Raw genomic sequence first — 17,859 nt, 5'->3', positions numbered from 1 at the left:
GCGAATCCACCCAAGACACCGATTATCGCAGCAAACGTTCCGAATATGCAGTATTAGAAATCGGTGAATATTGGATAGTTGATCCCCAACAAGAACAAGTAACAATTGGGATATTAGAATCCGGATTTTATAATACCGAAATCTATCAAGGAGAGGAGCGAGTAATTTCTAGAATTTTCCCCAATTTAACCTTAACCGCTACCCAAATTTTAACTTCTCATAATTAATTTATAATTTATTTATAATTGTTAATTTATAATTTATAATTGCTAATTGCTAATTGTTAAATCCCATGACTTTTTCCAATTACCCAATGACGACGGAAAAAACGAGAGAGAGAACTTTCTTCAAGGGGGAGAAAAATGGGACGGCCATGGGGACAAGTGCGGGGATTACGGGTATTTTGCCAATCATTCACTAATGTTTGCATCTCCGGTAAACTTAATGGTTGGCCATTGCGGATAGCACTACGGCAAGCAGTAGCAACTTGTGCAGTTTCTAAGTCTCCTCCCCAACTTAACTCTAGGATAGCCTCCTCATAATCATCTCGCTTGGCCAACATTTCTGGGACAGTACGCACAGCCCACATTTGCTCACCAAAATCTTCAATTTCTGCACCAATTTTCTGTAACTGTTCCACTTGTTTGGATTGCAGTTTATGTAAAACTAACGGAGTGTCGAGAGGGACAAATTGCCATGCGTCTTGGAGTTGTTCAAAGAGGACTCTTTCATGGGCAATATGTTGCTCAATCAGCCAAATTCCGTTGCTGTGTTCGGTGACAATATAGGTTTTATTCACTTGCGCAACTGCCCGCAGTTCCATAATACCAATGGTGGGCTTTTCTTGGGGCGTAACTTGACGGTTTAAGGTGTAACTTCCTTGGGTTTCTGCGGTTTTTAAGAGTTTGCCAATGCGTTGATTGTTGGTCGTTTCCCCGACTTCTGCGGGACTAATTTTTAAAGCGCGATCTAGAGCAATTTGAGTTTGTTCTTGCCAAAATTCGAGATTATGAAGGTAGATTTCTGTTTTGGCCGGGTGGCGATTCCAGTCGATTTGGTTGGGGGGAAGGGTGAGGTGGAGGAAGCTGATAGGAGCGCGATCGCGCGGTAAGGTTCGCGCAAATCCCGCAATCAGAGCTTGTTCGAGGGGGTGAGAGCGCACAAACCGCCCATTTACCGCTACTTTAACCCAATCGGCCCGTTGTCGAGAAGCGCGATCGGGTAATCCAATCACTAAATCTAGATTAGCCGTCTCTTCGGTATTGGGGGTGGCCACAGGTAAACGCACCGATTGTAAATCACTGGCTTGGACTCGCCGCAACAACTGGGCTAATATATCTTGGGAACTTTTTCCGGCATAAATCCGCAACCAGAGACGCTCATTTTGATACACTTGCCAATCAATGGCAGGGTGACAGAGGGCCAGATGGTAAATAATGCTCTGAATGTCCTTTAATTGCTGCTGAGGGGAGGGTAAACCCTTGCGACGCACGGGAACATTACCAAAGAGATTAGACACCGTAACAATCGTTCCCACCGCAATAGCGGCCACATCTTCCCCGATTGCCTCCCCTTGGGTATTATAATCCAAACACCAGCCCACATCTTCTAAGCGCGATCGGCTTAAAATGGACAATTCCGCCAATTGTGCAATACTGTGTAAGGCTTCCCCCCGAAACCCCAAACTGGTAATTTTCCACAAATCCGCCGCTTGCTGAATTTTACTGGTGCTATGGGGCAATGCACAATGGCGTAAATTTGTCAAGTCCATTCCTTGACCATTATCGGCCACTTGTACCCGCCACAATTCCGGAAACAGAGAAATGCGCAACCGAGTGGCCCCCGCATCCAGCGCATTCTCCGCCAATTCCCGCACCACTGCGGCCAAAGAGTCAATCACTTCTCCAGCCGCAATAATATTAATTACTTCTGGGGGTAAGGGTTGGATAGGTGGCACTATTATTAATTACCAAAGTTATTTTCGTTCTGGATGGTCGCTTTCGGGTAAAAATGCGCCCAGTTGGTTGATTTTATTAATCATTTGACAGAGACGGGCGGCATCTTTTTGATTAAATTCAAAAATGAGACGGGGGAGGTGTTCGGTTTCGTCGCCTTTTTCTTCGGGAAGCGTCTCGGTTTTCTCGATTTTGCCTTGGACTAAGAGATCGCTAAATTCTCGATTGAGAAATTCAACGGCCTCGTCGGCTAATTCGCAATTGAGACGCATGACAAATTTTTGGTTGACGTAGCGACTGGAATGGTAAACCCGATAAAAGCGACTAATTACCCCACAGGCCACGTCTAAATCATCGGTGACGGTGTAAATACTGGGATCATCGGGACTAATTAACCCCTCTCGTAGGAGATGTTCCCGGATGTGGTAATCGAGGGAATTCCAGTAGTCGCTACCGGGATCACCGATAAATACCACGGGGGCCGGGCCGTATTTTCCGGTTTGGAGGAGGGTGAGGCTTTCAAAGGCTTCGTCGAGTGTGCCAAATCCTCCAGGGAAAAGCGCGATCGCGTCACTCTCTTTCAGGAAAAATAATTTCCGAGTGAAAAAATACTTAAAACTTAACAATTTCGGATCATCGGCAATATGAGGGTTGGCCCCTTGTTCAAAAGGCAAACGAATATTGAGGCCAAACGAATTTTCTCGGCCTGCCCCCTCATTCCCTGCCGCCATAATGCCATCTCCTGCCCCTGTAATGACCATAAAGCCCATTTGGGTCATCCGTCGGGCAAATTCTACCGCCATCCGATAAACGGGCTTATGGGCAGGTGTACGGGCAGAGCCAAAAATGCTCACTTTTCGGACATGACGGGTGGGATAAAACCCTTGAAACCCCCGTTCTAAATCTTCTAATGCGGCGGACAAAATTTTCCAGTCTAAGCGGTCCACTTCTTCTTGGGTTAAGCGAACCAGAACCCCTAATGCCCGTTGAATATAGCGATTATGTTCGAGATCGGGCAAATTGTCGAGCAGGGTTTTTACGTCGTGAGTAAGTGCAGCCAGTTGGAGGGTTGGAGGAGACTCAGCCATGTATTTTATCTGTTGTGGCAATTTGGCAATTTACTATTTTAACGAACCTTGAACCGTTTCAGAGCAAAAACGCCCTAGCTGAGAAAGCATTGGGCGTTTTTGGGGTTAACCTCTAGTAGGCGATTTACTCGACTTTTTTTGACATTAACCCCCAATCGGATTTTAAGGGCTTCTTCAGCCAGTCAGTTAAACTGTAAGGTTGGCCTCGACGCAAAAAGTCGCATCGCTCTTTCACGGGGGGAGATATCGCCATTTTCAGCGTGATCTGCACCATTAGAGATAGAGATATGGCTCTAGAGATATTTCTCTAAGGTATTCGAGAGGGTGGTTTTGGGAACAGCCCCAACTACCATATCCACACGCTGTCCTCCTTTAAAAATCATCAGTGTGGGGATACTACGAATCCCGTATTGACTGGCAATATTCGGATTTTCGTCAGTGTTGAGCTTGACGACTTTCACTTGTCCTTCGTATTGCTGTCCTATCTCCTCAACGACTGGGGCCACCATACGGCAAGGTCCGCACCATGGGGCCCAGAAATCAACGAGAACGGGGACTTCACTCTCTAATACAATCTCTTTAAAATCACTATCTGTTACTGCTTCAGCCATAACCGATATCCTTAGCCTTATGTCTTTGCATTATCTTCAGGTCATTCTATCATAGCCAAAAAGCGACCTAAACCGAGCGCAAGAAATCAAAAAAGGATTTTAATTTCTTGCTCTGACAAAATTCATACTTTTGTCCTGAGCCAATGTACCCTATGATGTATCCTTAGCGAAAGGCGCGAGAATTCTACGAGACAATCCAGAATTGCCATCGTAGTCCCGTCTCGCGCTCTATTCTCTATTTTCCGTGTTTTGCAGAGACTCAAACAGCGAAATCTTCGCCAAACCCTCTAAAGAATGTTTTTGGATTTATTGGTGTTCTCGGTGGTGTTCTCTGTGGAATTTAATGCCTAGGGTGAACCTGTGTTTCCGATTTTTGGGTCTTAGAGGGATTGATCCTCCGATGAGTGACTCTCAGACTCAGAAGACGAACCAGCTAGGTGAACTGGGGAAACCCCCTATCCCCCATCAGCTAGGCATTACGCGAGATAGAAAAACGGGCAAAAGAAAACCGCCCGACTCTGCGGGCGGAAAAGTGGTGTGAGGAGTGAACGGAAACATTCGTCTCCGCTACTTCTATTGTAAGCGACTGCTACGGTTTTGCAGAACCTTCATAGAGAAAGTTGGAGAAAAAATTGTTAACAAGCATTGATTTTTGGAGAAAAATACCTTTTGAGACTTTAAATTTACTGAACGATTTTTCCATTGAGCCGATCTGAGAGCGATCGCAAGGACAATTCTGGGTTACTCGACTCCCGGTACATCACCATGGTAAACGCGCCAGTGTCTTGCCGACGGAAGCTGGCCACATCGGTTTTGAGAGGGAGAGTGAAAAACCCGGTATCAAATTTAGCATCCAGTTGAATGCCAAAGGATTGATCGGCGAAATCTTCCATTTCAGGAAGGGAGCGATATCCGGTGACTTCCACCATATCCACATCTTTGAGTTGTTCCTGAATTTGCGCAAAGAGTATTTCTTGGACAGCCGGTTGACTCAGGGTTTCAATACTCCCATCAAATTGTGCTGTGTCCAAAATTTCCCCAGTAAACCCACCGACAATTTGTAGGGAACGAGGGTTATAAAAAATAAAGAGTTCTTCGGGTTCTAACCCCCCATGACGAAACTGAGAGCTAATGGCCGCAAATTGTTCTTTGACTTGGGTTTCCAGCATGGGAGGTAATTCCTGAAACCCGTCGGGTAAGTCTTCTAAGGTGAGGGTTGCGGTAGTTGCTTCCCTGTCGGAGTCTTCTGGGGAGGTTGAGTCTTGAGCGAGTAACTGATCAAACTGGGTCGAGAGTTGATGAATCCCACCTTCTGCCTGTTGAGTTGTACTCTTGGCCTGACCGACACTTTGGCCGAGTAGGATGGCCAATGCAACAGTTAACGCGATACCTATTTTCGTTTTCATAAAGTTGTAAAACTGCGATCGAGGGATTAACGGATAAGAATCGTTATGGGTTCGAGATGTTCCTTAAACAGTAATCAGTAATCAGTAATCAGTAATCAGTAATCAGTTGTTACTCCCCATCTCCCAATAAACCCCATCTCCCAATAAACCCCATCTCCCAATAAACCCTACGCAACCCATAACTGTTGAGCGAAACGGATGGCTAAGGTGGCTAGAATGATAGCACCGAGGCCAATGAACCCATAACCCCAACGGGGGTGTTGATGGAGAGTAAGGCCGGTTGCGATCGCAAGGGGTACAATACTATAAACTAACCGTTCCGAGGAGTCACTCCGCCCTGAGGTGAGAATGAGCGCGAAACTAAATACACCATACAGCAAGACCGGACGGCTGAGTTGATGACGGGTTCGCCAGAGTAAGTATAACCCACCCCAGACCATGCAGAGGGTGAGAAAGGGATCGCCGCCTAATAACCATAACACCACCACCAAGAGGAGTCCCCCATAACTCGAAAGGGCTGTAAATTGGTGGCGCACTGTCCACAAGAGTCCCCCTAGAATAAAAATTAGTAGGACGATAAGGGGGTGAGTCCAGTCTTTGATGTATCCTGCATCGTAGTTAGGGACACCAATGACCACATACATTAAAATACGCCACCAGTCGGCTAGATCAAAACTGCGCGATCGCCCCCAAGTTTCTTGGATTTTCACAAACGCCAGAGGCTCGCCAAACTGCCATCCACAGTAGGCCATAAATAGGAGAAGGGCAAGCGCGATCGCGCCACACACCCCATAGGCCCCCCAAGATAACCGTTTTCCCCAGGCCGTCCAGAAAAACCCCGGAATCATCGCCACCCCCGGAGGCCGGGTTAAAGTTGCTAAAAACCCCCAAAGACTCCCTTGGGTATAATTCCCCCGTTCAAATGTCCATAAGGTGGCAGTGGTGAGGAGTAAAAACAACCCCTCCGTATAAACCATACTTCCATACAAAGAATAAGGACACCAGGCCAACGCCACCACCGTCCACCGGGCCACCCTCCCCCCATAACGGGGCCTCACCCAGACAAACAAGAGCCACAACGCCCCAAAAAACGCCAAATTATTGATGAAAGTCCCTGCCAGGGGAGGAGATACCCCCACGCTCATTAACAAGCGAATGAGTAAGGGAAACAGGGGGAAAAACGCCACTGAATACTGTTGTCCATCTTCTGCATAACTATATCCCTGGGTGGCAATTTCGAGATACCATTCCCCATCCCACCAAGCAAAGGACTGAAAGCCAATTTCGGGGGGAATACTCCCCTCTGGGACCGGGAGAAAGGGAGCAATTCCCCACATAGCCAAAAGAATAATCCCCCGACTGAGTAATCCCATCAGGAGGACAAACGAGAGATCATGATTTAAGAGGTGGGGAAATTTATTAGAGTTCAAGGGGGGTATGAATCACAGAGACTCATCAAAAATACCGTACTGGTTGAGCTTCGACAAGAGAGCAAAATTAAGCCAGCTTAATATGCCTTGAGTTTATCTGAAATATTCCGACAAACCCCATCAAGATTAAGGCAGCTACTCCTCCACTAGAGAAAAAGTTTAAAACTCTTTAATCCAGAGGAAAAGCAACTGCCCAAGTTAACTCAATACCAAGTCCGTTAAGAGCTAAGAGCTTAACGACGGGGTACTAAGTCCATATAGTTTAAATTCATCGCAGAAACGCGAGACGGAGCATTCCCTTTGTTGGACAGATTCCGCGCAGCGTTTAAGAAATTGCGAGGATCTCCTTCTTTGGGAGTTTGCTCTTGGGGAGTAAAGCGACGAACCGCATTTTGCCAAACAATTTGCGGGAAGCCAAAAATGCCACGATAGTATTCGTCATAGCGAGGAGACGTGATATTAAAAGGACGCTCTCCTTCCGGACGTTGGGGTAAAATCCGCCGACGTTGGTAGGGAACGATGTCTTCGCCAAAGTTCTCCATGTATTCTTCACTGTTGAGAAGGTCATCAACGAACCCTTCTAATCCTTTGGTGGCCACCACGATGGACCAAGCGATTTTTTCCCGTTCGCTGTAAACGTCACGGCCTAACACCCGTTGCACGCATTGCTCAACGAAACGATAGTTGTTGTTGAGGTTATAGAAACTGCGCTTGAAGGTGTCAGAGAGTAACAGTCCGCGAATGAATTGACGGACGGAAATCTGTCCGTAACGTAATTGGGATTCTAGGATAGGCTCGCGATCGCTTTTGAAGGCGTGGAAGAAAATTTGGCGATAGGCCGCTTCAATGGCCAATTGGATGTCTTCGGGAGAATTCCGATTTCTTAGGGAGAAAATGGGGGGATTCTCATCGCCAGGGACTTCATAGCCTGCTACACGCTGATTTTGGCTTGAGGGACTGTATTCCAGTAAAGGAATTGCCACGTTTGTCAACCTCCGTTCTCTTACAAATTTTTACAAAGTTTAACCCCAATAATAAGGGAGCGTGGGAATTATTTCTCAGAAATCTTATTAATTCTTACAAATTACTGCAATTTGTAAAGCAAAAATGAAAAGATTTCGCCCCTTTTTGTCAACCTTTTTTACAAAAAAGATATATTTTTTAATATTTCGTAAAATTTTCTGGGGCAAGTCTCAGGGTTAAGTTGGTTCTCAGTTTACCATCCGGTGATAGCGTCGATGGGTTGGGGGGCAGAGGTGGGGGTGTTCTCTTCCTCTTGAATGCGAATTTCCGCGCAGAAGGTGGCCGTGTTGAACCCTCCAAAGCGTTTCACGGTACTGGTTCGCAAGCGTAAGTCTGGGTTGGGAAACCAAAACCGTTCAATGACACTCATGGTTTCGTATTCGGTGACGAGGTTGAGGGCCCCTTCATCATCGACTTCGTATTCTCCGGCCACGGGGACAATTTCTGCGTATCCTCGTTCCCGGAGGAGTTTTCCTTTTTTGGGGTTCTCTGGGTCGGGGACTAAGGCAAAAACGCTTTTTCCTTGGTGTTGTTCTCCTTCTTTATCCCAGGCCATGGACCCATCCCAACTGACTAGGGCCCCTCCAACGGTTAAATTGGGGTCGAATTCGTGCATTTGGCAAATTTCGACGATTCTGGGGTCTTCTGCTTCGAGGGATTCGACTTTAATTTCTGATCCTCCTGCTTCGGCCCGTCGGAAGGGGAGGTGGTGGGTGGTTCGTTGTGATCTCCAATGGCCCGCACTTCTGCGGAAAAATTCCATTCCGTCCATGATGTTGCTTTTCGGTGACTCTGTTGTTAATGTATCAGACATTTTTGCAGTAATCAGTAATCAGTACGCAGTAACCAACAACCAATAACCAACAACATTATTCTGTCTTCTGTTCCACTCCAAACCCCACGAGACGCATTTCTTCGAGGGGTTGGCCTTCGGGGGGCCGTTGGTAGTTATAGATGCGACGGATGCGTAATTTGGGGTTGATGAGGGTGATGGAGTCCACGGAGATGACACGGGTGTAATGGGTGGTCATTAGGAGTTCTCGGTCTTTCAGGTCAAACTGGAAATGAGAAATGATGGGTCGAGATTCTTCGTAGGCCCTGTCTCGCAGGTAGTCCCCTTCTAGGATGTTTCCGTCTTGGGTTTGGGGGACAAAGAGGATATTCAGGTCTTGGGACACTTTTTCCCCATGTTCGGATACCGTTTGAAACCCCAAGGCAAAACCCGGGAGGGTGTCGGTGTCGGGGGGGATGGGATATTGGTTATCGTTGAGGACTTTTAGTTTTCGGGTGAGGTCGAGTTTTTTGATTTGAAAGTCGGTGTGCGATCGCTCGACTTCTTGACTGGTTAAATAGTGATAGGTGCGTTCTGTTGACCAGTTCCCCACACAATGATCAAAGAACTTGTGCAATGATGCAGTATTCATAAAGATTCTGGAGGTTATAAAACACTAACCATCTATTATCAACTATCCCCTATCCCCTATCAACTCAAATTATTCTTTCCAAATTAATCTTAACCAAAAGGGCATCAAGAAGGTGGTCAGGATGACCATTAAAATAATAGCCGTTTCGAGGGATTCCGGTAAGACATTGGCCGCAGAACCTACTCCCACAAAGACTAACCCCACTTCTCCTCGCGGCATCATGCCAATTCCCACCGCTAAGGGGTTAATGGCTTTATCTCGCCAGAGGGTGAGTCCTGCGGCTATTTTACCTGCGATCGCAACAATAATCAAAAACCCAGCCATTAAGAGTTTTTGTTGGTCGTTCGGGAGTTGGGGAAATAAGACTAATAAATTCGTTTTCGCCCCAATAGTAACAAAGAAAACCGGGATTAATAAATCCGCGATCGGCGCAATTTGTTGTTTTAACGTTTCCCCCTGACGGGTTTCATTAAAAACCAATCCCGCAGTAAACGCCCCTAAAATCGGTTCTAAGCCGCATAAATTAGCGATATAGGCGAGAATTAATGCAAAAGTTAGAGTAGGAATAACTAGCTGGCCACGGGTGCTTAATTGGTCAGCTAAAGCAATAACCAAAGTATTAAAAAAGCGACCTAAAACAATTGCCCCTAATAAAAATCCCCCTGCCGTTAAAAACAAATAAAATAACTGCTCAACTTCCACCGCCCCTGTCTTGGCCAAACTACTAACAACAGCTAAAGTAATAATAGCCAAAATATCATCAATTACAGCCGCCCCTAAAATAACTTTTCCTGTAGCAGAATTAAGTTGATTATTAGGCGATTGCGGAGTTTGTATTTCCGATAATACCCTAGAAGTAATCCCAATACTGGTGGCCGTTAATGCAGCCCCCGCAAATAACGCAGGAATAAAGTCTAATTGAAAAAAATAGATTAACCCCAATGTCCCCATTGCAAAGGGCAAAATAACCCCTGTAACCGCCACTGTAAGAGACTTAAACCCCACCTGCAACAAGTCTTTTAGATTCGATTGTAGCCCAATTTCAAATAAGAGAATAATCACCCCAAAATCAGCTAAAATAGAAATAACTTGGCTTTGCCCTTGAAAGATGGACTCTGCGGTTTGGGGGTTAACTCCCGTTGTTGCTGCCAGAAAGCTAATAATGCGCGAAAAGGCACTATTTACCCCATTCTCTGGGAAAACTAACAAATGGAGTCCCGTCACCCCAATAACCACCCCTCCCACTAACTCCCCTAACACCGGGGGAAAGCCCAACCATTTCGAGAATTCTCCCCCAATTTTACTGGTGAGATAAATTAAAATCAGACTCAGTAAAATTCCCGCTAAAATTAACGGATTTTTAGGTTCAGGAGTGGTCACTAAGTTAGGGTGAGGTGAGGGAATATCAGTGAGGGATGACCACGTTAAAATTAGCGTTGCTCCTAATGCGAGAAAGATAGCTGAAATTAATCCCCAAGTTGCCGTTTTCAGAGCTTTTTGTCGTTTTTCCCGTTCCTGTTGTTGGTTGAGTTGCTCTAATTTCTCCTCTACCCAGTCTAGGTTAAAGACTGCTTGATAAAGCGGGTTAGAGACTTCTTGGTTTTGATTAATTAATCCTAACTGAATTAACCCCTGTAACTCCTGTTCAGGAGGCGTTTCTTGTTGTAAAATAATATTATAGGCTTGAAGTCGAGGGAGAGAAGCTAACAGAGAATCTCGTAAGTCTCGTAACGGTTGCGTGATCTCATTTTGCTCATTTTCCCAGTCGGAAATTAAACGAGTTTTCACCAACTCATCAATATCTTCCGTTTCCTCCCCCTGGGTAATGTCTTGGGAATAACTCAGCACCAACTGACACAACTTTTGCGTTAACACAGGTTGTCCTTGCGTCCAAGCTAAAATCGCTTTTAGCACCCCTAACGGATTATAAATCGTCCCCACTAAACTTTGGGCAATAGACACCGACTCCCGACGAGATGCGTCTAACTCCGTCTGGACTTGTTGACGTTCTAAAACCTGACTGGCCGTAAGAAACTGGTAATCTCGGTCTGATAAACTCCGATTCCCGGCCCAGTGTAGCGCGTTTTGTAACCGTTCTCCTCGCAATAATAACCCCGTGTCCCGACAGTCCGACGCAAACCACTCCTCCAACTCCTCAGCATAGGGACATAATTCAATGAGAGTTTGTTGCGTCCAAGCATCATTAAAAATTGCCCCATAAATGGGATTATACACCGTTAACCGTCCCTCTCGATCCACCACCAACCCCGATAACCGCAGATCAATTTTCTCTGAACTATTATCATTATTAATCTCCCCTTCCCTTAAAATCTGCTGATAGAGAGAGATTAAAATACTACTCCGTTGAACATTATGTAATAAGCGGCGACGAATTGTATTAAAATGTTCTTGTTCATCTTGAGTTTCCCAATTATTGATAATATGGGTTTGGATGAGATGAGCAATTTTTTCTCCCTGTTGGTCTGGGGTGGACGGTTGGGGGAGAGAAGGGAAATGGAGTTGTAAAAGTTGACAAATTTTCTGGGTTAAAAAGGGGTGTCCTCCCGTCCAATGGAGTATCGTTTCTAATGCAGCAGTCGGAAAGGGAGCAACTCCCTGTAACCCTTGTTCGAGAGGTTTTGCATCGGAAAGTTGAAACCCCTGTAATTCGATTCCATAGCCAATATTAAACGGAGTTCGGAAAGAATCTGCAATTAAATCCGAAGGTTTGGCAACCCCCAATAAACAAAAGGTGAGACGATTATATTCGGTGACATCTCCCCGCTTATTATAGCAAGCACGAATAAAAGCAAAAAAATCGTCTTTAAATTCCAGTCCTAAAACATTATCAATTTCATCAATAAAGATTACAATTTGTCCGGTTACAGTCGGTAACAAGACGGTTTCTAAAAATAACCCCAACCGTTGAACTGGGGGGAGGTGTTGGTGTTGCGTCCACCATTCCCCGTCCTCAATATCCAACGCAAACCCACTCACCAAACAACTGAGTATTCCCCCATACCATTCCTCTTGGGTGACTCCCTGACTTCCAATTAACGTTAAGTCAATATCTGCACAAGATATCCCTTCTTTTTGTAACCGTTGCATCGTCCGAACTCGCAGACTAGACTTTCCCATCTGACGGGAGTTGAGGATAAAACAAAATTCCCCTGCAATGAGTTTCTCAAAGAGTTGACTATCTGCATCTCGGACAACGTAGGTGGTTGCATTAACGGGTAATGTTCCCCCCACTTGGTACTCAGCAATGTTTAGCATAACTGTATAGCAGTCCTCAATAGGGTGTGTCAAAAAATTTGGGTTCAAATAGGGAATAGGGAATAGGGAATAGGAAGGATAGGGGTTTTAGACTCTTTTTTTACTTTTTTATTGATGACAAATCATTTATTCTTGCTAGAAGTTAAGGAAATGAGTGCTATGGTCAGGATACTGCATCTTTCCTTGCGTTGAAGCTAGATAAATTAGCTTGGATGAGTGAAAACAAGTAAAACTAACTCCCCTACAAAACCTCTCTAACCCGTTTCAACGGGTTTTAGCTTTTAGCCTTGGGTTTCAACCCAAGGTTTGCTAATTATCCATGATTAATTATTTATTATCCATGATTAATTATCCATGATTAATTATTTATTATCCATGATTAATTATCCATGATTAATTATTTATTATCCATGATTAATTATTTATTATCCATGATTAATTATCCATTATCAACTATCCCCTTTAACCCATCTTTCACCCGTTCAAAAACATCCAACCATTGATAGGGTTGACTTTGACGGAATAACCGCATAGTAGGATACCAGGGAGTATCATTACGGTCTAGCATCCAACGCCAATCCGGGGTATAACAGAGTAGCGTCCACACCAGTTTACCAAATGCTCCCGCTAAATGGGCGACTGAAGTATCAACAGTAATAATTAGATCAAGTTCTTTAATAATGCGTGCAGTTGCAGCATAGTCGGTGAGTTGAGGACTTAAATCTTCAATTTCGATGTCTTCGGGGAGTCTGGCAAATTCTGCAGTTCTATCTCCTTTTTGCAAACTGTAGAATTTAATGTTGGGAAGGCGTAAAATAGGGTAGAAGTCGCTTAATCGACAAGATCGGTTACTGTCGTTTTTATGGGTGGGACTTCCTCCCCAGACTATCCCCACTTTCAGGATATTCGGGTTACTGGGTTGGGGAATACTGGCTTTTCCTTCGACACTTAAATAAGGGATATCTGTGGGGATGGTTTCTAGGGTTGTTCCTAAACAATAGGGGAGACTCATGAGAGGGGCATAGACTTGAAATTCTGATAAGGGAATTTGTCCAGGGGGTAAGATTTTGTCAATGCCAATAATGTTTTTAAATAGGGGGATTAAGTCGGGAATACAAACTAAAATTATTCCCGCGCATTTTTGTGCGAGTAAGGGAATATAACGAATAAATTGTATGGCATCCCCTGCTCCTTGTTCGGTATGCACTAAAATCACTTTATCACTAATATCACTCCCATCCCATTGGGGGTGAGGACATTCGAGGGGGGTGAATTCATCCGTTTGCCAACGCCATTCACATTCCTGCCACCCCTGTTTTAAGTTGCCGTTCATTAATAAGGCCATGCCTAAGTTAAAGTGAAATTGGGGATTATTGGGTTGGAGTTGGATGGCTTTTTGATAACAGCCTAATGATTTTTTCAGTTGATGTTGGTTTTGATATATAATCCCTAAATTATTATAACTTTCAGCACTATCTGGGGTTGCTTGTAAGACTTGTAAGAATTGTGCTTCTGCGTTTTCCCATTGTTCTAATTGCCGATAAATTACGCCTAAATTGTAGCGAGCCGTGGTATAATGGGGGTTGAGTTCGAGACAGTGTAAGTAGTGGCGGATGGCTTCTTCGTACTTTCCTTGTCGGTAGCGATCGCAAGCCATGTTAAACTGATAATCTGGGTTATTCGTATCCACCGCTTTGGGCTGCACCACCTCCCGCAACGCTTCATCAGGTAACACATAAGAAGTCCCCATTAACGTTTCATCCCAATCAATAATTTCCGGGAAGCGAACCCCCGGCAGCACTTGCACAGAAAAGATTTCTTGCACCGCATCCTCAAAGCGCAAGAAAGCAACAATTTCCCCACTATCAATATTAACCACCCAAACCCCACAAACCCGCTCCTTCAATCTCTCCGTTAAGGGGATACCACTAAACACCGCACTTTCCCGCACTTGAGACAACCCAATAAACGCTAAACGGCCATAAAAATCAATCCCCCGCGTAAACCCCGGCAGTTGCGTTACAGGAGTCACAAACCCCCGTTGAGTATCCACCGTGGCTAAACTCCCTTTCCCCGACTCCAACACCCATAAACGGTTATCATACCAACGGGGAGAATGGGGCATTGATAACCCCCGTGAGAGAATTTCATTGCTCTGAACATCCATCAAAATCCCCCCAAACGCCTTATTTTTCCGCCACCCTTCCCCATCATCCGTTTCCCCCAATGCTGTGACATATTTCGGCTGATTTTTCACCGCGGCCAACCCATTCAGATGACACCGATCTTCGAGAGAATAGGCCGTCACAAAAGGAGGCCGCCAACGGGGGACAAAACTATTCCGTTCATCAAGAGTACAGAGACAAGAAAACCGCGTATTAACAAACCATAACTCCTCATTAATATAAGCCATTTCGTGAACATCAATATCCCCCGTCACATGAGTTTTTCGCGGTAAATAACAAGCATCATGTTTCCCCACAGGTTCAATTTTTTGCGCCACTGCGGGAATATTGCGAAGTTCCCAGAGTTGATAGGCTGTTCCGATGGACATTTTCTCCTGGTCTGCCGTCAGTCCCATCGGTTTATTAAACATCCGAAAATGCGTATTTAACGTATCACCATCAGCCCGGACTGCAATCACTTTTCCCGCTTGGTAAGTCGAGACAACTAACGAAATTCCTAACTGATTCAAAATATCAGGAAAATTAGTAGTATGGACACTGCGTAAGGGGAGGTTTTTGGGAGTCATTTTTAATGGATAATAGATAGTGGATAATGGAGAATTGAGAGTTAGCTGTTATAATATCTTACTGTTGATTGCCAATGACTCATTGTCCATGGGTGGAAAACAGATTTTATCACAGTTTTTATCATGGTTTGTTCTCCTCTTGGGGATAGTTGCACTCATGGTAGGATTTAGAATGCAAAATACGGCCAACCAAACCGAAATTCTTTGGGATGACTGGGGAGTGCCTCATGTGTATGCAACTCGTCTAGAGCAGTTGTTTCCCGCATTTGGTTACGCGCAGATGCACAGTCACGGTAATTTAATTTTACAACTTTATGGCCAAGGGAGGGGACGGGCCGCAGAGTATTGGGGGGAAGACTACCTACAATCAGACCGTTACACCCGCTTAATGGGGATTCCCCAACGGGCCAAAGACTGGTATCAAGCACAGTCTCCAGAAATGCAGCAATATTTAGATGGGTTTGCCGAGGGAATTAATCGCTATGGGAGGGAAAATGGGGACAAACTCAAGACAGAATTAAAAACGGTTTTACCCGTGACAGGGGTGGACATTTTAGCCCACGTTCAACGGGTCATTCAATTCCATTTTTTAGTTAATCCTCAACAACTGCAACAGGGGTCTAATGCTTGGGCAATTTCTCCCGATTATTCTACCCGTAATCATGCCTTACTTTTAGCCAACCCCCATCTCCGGTGGGGGGATTTATTTTTATTCTATGAGTCCCATCTGAAAACCCCGAATTTTAATGCCTATGGTGCAGCATTAGTGGGGATGCCTACCTTAGCCATTGCTTTTAATGACCAGTTGGGATGGACCGCTACGGTTAACCCCATTTTAGGCACTACTCGCTATCAGTTAACCTTGGAGGAGGGAGGCTATCTTTTTGATGGGGAAGTCCGTCCCTTTGAGACAACGGTAGAAACCCTAAAAGTTAAACAGGAAGACGGCAGTTATCGCAGCGAAGAATTAACCCTACAAACGTCAGTCCACGGGGTTGTAATTGAACGGCAAGAAAACAGCGCAGTTGCCCTGCGTGTAACGGGTTTAGACCACCCCTATCTCCCCGAACAATTCCTACAAATGGCACAGGCACAAAACCTAGAGGAATTTGAAGCTGCATTATCTCGTTTACAACTTCCCATGTTCAATATTATCTATGGGGATAAAACGGGGAATATTGCTTACATTTACAACGGTCTTATTCCCATACGAAAGGAGGGAAACTGGCAAGACTGGTCTCAACTTGTCCCCGGAGATACCTCAACAACTCTCTGGACAGAATACCATCCCTATGAAGACTTACCCCGTCTGGTGAATCCTAGCACGAAATGGGTACAAAATACCAATGATCCCCCTTGGACAAGTACCTTCCCTCCTGTCTTAAAATCTGCCGATTTTCCTAACTATTTTGCTCCCCAAGGGTTAAACCCCGAAACAACGGCTTTTCGTACCCAAAGTTCTATTAAAATGCTAAAAAATACTGCAAGAATGAGTTTTGAGCAGATGGTTAAGGATAAATTCTCCTCTCACTTAGAAATGGCTGATCATCTTTTAGATGACCTCATTAATGCTGCCAAAGCAAGCGACAAAACTATTCTTCAAGAAGCGGCAAACGTCCTCGCAGACTGGGATAGAAAAGCAACTCCAACTAGCAAAGGTACACCGCTATTTTTTCTATGGTCACAACTTATGGCTGATCAAACTATCTTTGCCACCCCTTGGAATGCCGACCAACCCCTCACCACCCCCCACAGTTTAGCTAACCCGAAAAATGCCCTTGCTCAACTGAAAAAAGCCGCTTTACAGCTAAAATCGACTTATGGTACAATAAATATAACATGGTCGGAGTATGCCAAATTAACCTACGCCCATCAGCAGAAGCCCGGCACAGGGGCATCAGGGACATTAGGCAGCTTTCAAGTCGTCGAATATATGCCCGTCTCGCAGGACAAATTAGATGATCAGCTAGACTATCAGCTAGACTATCAGCTACAGAGTGTCGCAGGAGACAGTTATATTGCCGCCCTTGAATTCAGCGACCCCATTCGCGCTAAAGTATTAACAACCTACGGTAATGCTACCCAACCCCATTCCCCTCACGTCGGCGACCAGTTATCCTTGTATGTGAAGGGAGAAATGCGAGAGCCTTGGCTTACCCGTAGGGACATTGAAGCCCACCTAGAGAACCGTATGGTCTTGGAGGAGAAGTAAAGCTATGACTGCCCCCATCTTTCATTTAGCCATCCCCATCAACGACATCCCCAAAGCCAAACAATTTTATGTGGAGGGGTTAGGGTGTGAAGTGGGTCGAGAGTCAGCCCAAGCGATAATTTTAAATTTCTACGGTCATCAAGTGGTGGCGCACATGACCAAAGAGCCTTTAACCCCGCAAAACGGCATTTATCCCCGTCATTTTGGTTTAATTTTCCCTGAAGAACCGGACTGGGAACGGTTAGCGCAAACGGCTGAAAATAAGCAATTAAAATTTTATCAAACCCCGAAACTGCGCTTCCCAAAGCAACTCACTGAACACCGTACTTTTTTCTTGGAAGACCCGTTTTATAATTTGCTGGAGTTCAAGTTTTATCGGCATTATGAGGCGATTTTTGGGGGGAGAAAGTTGGCGGAGGTTGGGGATAGGTAATTGGTGATTGGTGATTGGTAATTGGCAATTGGTAATTGGTAATTGGTAATTGGTGATTGGTTGTTCACAAGTTTATATGCCTTGGGTTAAAACCCAAGGCTAATAGCTGAAACCCGTTAAAACGGGTTGATAAGCTGAATGCTACCTTTATATTATATGCCTTGGGTTTATATGCCTTGGGTTAAAACCCAAGGCTAATAGCTAAAACCCGTTAAAACGGGTTGATAAGCTGAATGCTACCTTTATATT

Annotated in this window: 13 protein-coding genes; 3 read left to right on the top strand and 10 right to left on the bottom strand. The window is 45.0% G+C overall.

Translation table 11 applies throughout. The features are described from left to right. Window positions 1-227 (top strand): Uma2 family endonuclease (locus PN462_RS18540; protein WP_272130313.1); only part of this gene is annotated, 227 nt, incomplete at its 5' end. Between the two features lie 56 nt (window positions 228-283). On the opposite strand, the gene mutL is transcribed toward PN462_RS18540, so the two are convergent. The 10 genes from mutL to PN462_RS18490 all read right to left on the bottom strand — a co-directional run bounded on the left by mutL (window position 284) and on the right by PN462_RS18490 (window position 14,965). Next, complete coding sequence (gene mutL, locus PN462_RS18535) at window positions 284-1,960, bottom strand: DNA mismatch repair endonuclease MutL (RefSeq protein WP_443029220.1); 1,677 nt, start codon at window positions 1,958-1,960, stop codon at window positions 284-286. Window positions 1,961-1,975: 15 nt separating this feature from the next. Further along, window positions 1,976-3,043 (bottom strand): LOG family protein, encoded by a 1,068-nt coding sequence (locus tag PN462_RS18530; protein WP_272130311.1) that lies wholly within the window; start codon window positions 3,041-3,043, stop codon window positions 1,976-1,978. 293 nt (window positions 3,044-3,336) lie between these two features. After that, the gene (trxA, locus tag PN462_RS18525; protein WP_272130310.1) at window positions 3,337-3,654 is read right to left on the bottom strand and encodes a thioredoxin; all 318 of its coding nucleotides are present in this window, start codon (window positions 3,652-3,654) and stop codon (window positions 3,337-3,339) included. A gap of 683 nt (window positions 3,655-4,337) precedes the next feature. After that, a complete protein-coding gene (locus PN462_RS18520) occupies window positions 4,338-5,060 on the bottom strand; it encodes a hypothetical protein (RefSeq protein ID WP_272130309.1) in 723 nt (240 codons plus the stop codon). Between the two features lie 167 nt (window positions 5,061-5,227). Continuing rightward, window positions 5,228-6,490 carry a mannosyltransferase family protein gene (locus PN462_RS18515; RefSeq protein WP_272130308.1) on the bottom strand — a complete coding sequence of 421 codons (1,263 nt, stop codon included), beginning with the start codon at window positions 6,488-6,490 and terminating at the stop codon, window positions 5,228-5,230. Between the two features lie 233 nt (window positions 6,491-6,723). Further along, entirely contained in the window at window positions 6,724-7,473 is a 750-nt protein-coding gene (locus tag PN462_RS18510) for a phycobilisome rod-core linker polypeptide (protein ID WP_272130314.1), read from the bottom strand. 233 nt (window positions 7,474-7,706) lie between these two features. Then, window positions 7,707-8,285 carry a phycobiliprotein lyase gene (locus PN462_RS18505; RefSeq protein ID WP_443029219.1) on the bottom strand — a complete coding sequence of 193 codons (579 nt, stop codon included), beginning with the start codon at window positions 8,283-8,285 and terminating at the stop codon, window positions 7,707-7,709. Between the two features lie 97 nt (window positions 8,286-8,382). Next, complete coding sequence (locus PN462_RS18500) at window positions 8,383-8,937, bottom strand: phycobiliprotein lyase (RefSeq protein WP_272130306.1); 555 nt, start codon at window positions 8,935-8,937, stop codon at window positions 8,383-8,385. Between the two features lie 69 nt (window positions 8,938-9,006). After that, window positions 9,007-12,213, bottom strand: a complete 3,207-nt coding sequence (locus PN462_RS18495) for a cation:proton antiporter domain-containing protein (RefSeq protein ID WP_272130305.1) — start codon at window positions 12,211-12,213, stop codon at window positions 9,007-9,009. 439 nt (window positions 12,214-12,652) lie between these two features. Next, window positions 12,653-14,965: a TIGR03032 family protein gene (locus tag PN462_RS18490; protein WP_272130304.1), complete on the bottom strand. Its 2,313-nt coding sequence runs from the start codon at window positions 14,963-14,965 to the stop codon at window positions 12,653-12,655. Between the two features lie 157 nt (window positions 14,966-15,122). On the opposite strand from PN462_RS18490, the gene PN462_RS18485 reads away from it, so the two are divergent. Together PN462_RS18485 and PN462_RS18480 are read left to right on the top strand one after the other, a co-directional pair. Continuing rightward, window positions 15,123-17,177 carry an acylase gene (locus PN462_RS18485; protein ID WP_272130303.1) on the top strand — a complete coding sequence of 685 codons (2,055 nt, stop codon included), beginning with the start codon at window positions 15,123-15,125 and terminating at the stop codon, window positions 17,175-17,177. A gap of 4 nt (window positions 17,178-17,181) precedes the next feature. Next, the gene (locus PN462_RS18480; RefSeq protein WP_272130302.1) at window positions 17,182-17,610 is read left to right on the top strand and encodes a VOC family protein; all 429 of its coding nucleotides are present in this window, start codon (window positions 17,182-17,184) and stop codon (window positions 17,608-17,610) included. The last annotated feature ends 249 nt before the right edge of the window (window positions 17,611-17,859 follow it).

Origin of the sequence: Spirulina sp. CS-785/01 (assembly GCF_028330525.1) — a bacterium.
Classification (GTDB): Bacteria; Cyanobacteriota; Cyanobacteriia; order Cyanobacteriales; family Spirulinaceae; genus JAQMSD01.
The sequence above is the reverse complement of the archived record's forward strand: the minus strand, read 5'-3'. Positions and strand labels throughout refer to the sequence as shown.

Excerpts from the sequence above, each read along its gene's own strand:
- PN462_RS18495 (WP_272130305.1), bottom strand. The coding sequence starts at position 12,213 with ATGCTAAACATTGCTGAGTACCAAGTGGGGGGAACATTACCCGTTAAT.
- PN462_RS18505 (WP_443029219.1), bottom strand. The coding sequence starts at position 8,285 with ATGGACGGAATGGAATTTTTCCGCAGAAGTGCGGGCCATTGGAGATCA.
- trxA (WP_272130310.1), bottom strand. The coding sequence starts at position 3,654 with ATGGCTGAAGCAGTAACAGATAGTGATTTTAAAGAGATTGTATTAGAG.
- PN462_RS18500 (WP_272130306.1), bottom strand. The coding sequence starts at position 8,937 with ATGAATACTGCATCATTGCACAAGTTCTTTGATCATTGTGTGGGGAAC.
- PN462_RS18520 (WP_272130309.1), bottom strand. The coding sequence starts at position 5,060 with ATGAAAACGAAAATAGGTATCGCGTTAACTGTTGCATTGGCCATCCTA.
- PN462_RS18485 (WP_272130303.1), top strand. The coding sequence starts at position 15,123 with ATGGTAGGATTTAGAATGCAAAATACGGCCAACCAAACCGAAATTCTT.
- PN462_RS18490 (WP_272130304.1), bottom strand. The coding sequence starts at position 14,965 with ATGACTCCCAAAAACCTCCCCTTACGCAGTGTCCATACTACTAATTTT.
- PN462_RS18530 (WP_272130311.1), bottom strand. The coding sequence starts at position 3,043 with ATGGCTGAGTCTCCTCCAACCCTCCAACTGGCTGCACTTACTCACGAC.
- PN462_RS18480 (WP_272130302.1), top strand. The coding sequence starts at position 17,182 with ATGACTGCCCCCATCTTTCATTTAGCCATCCCCATCAACGACATCCCC.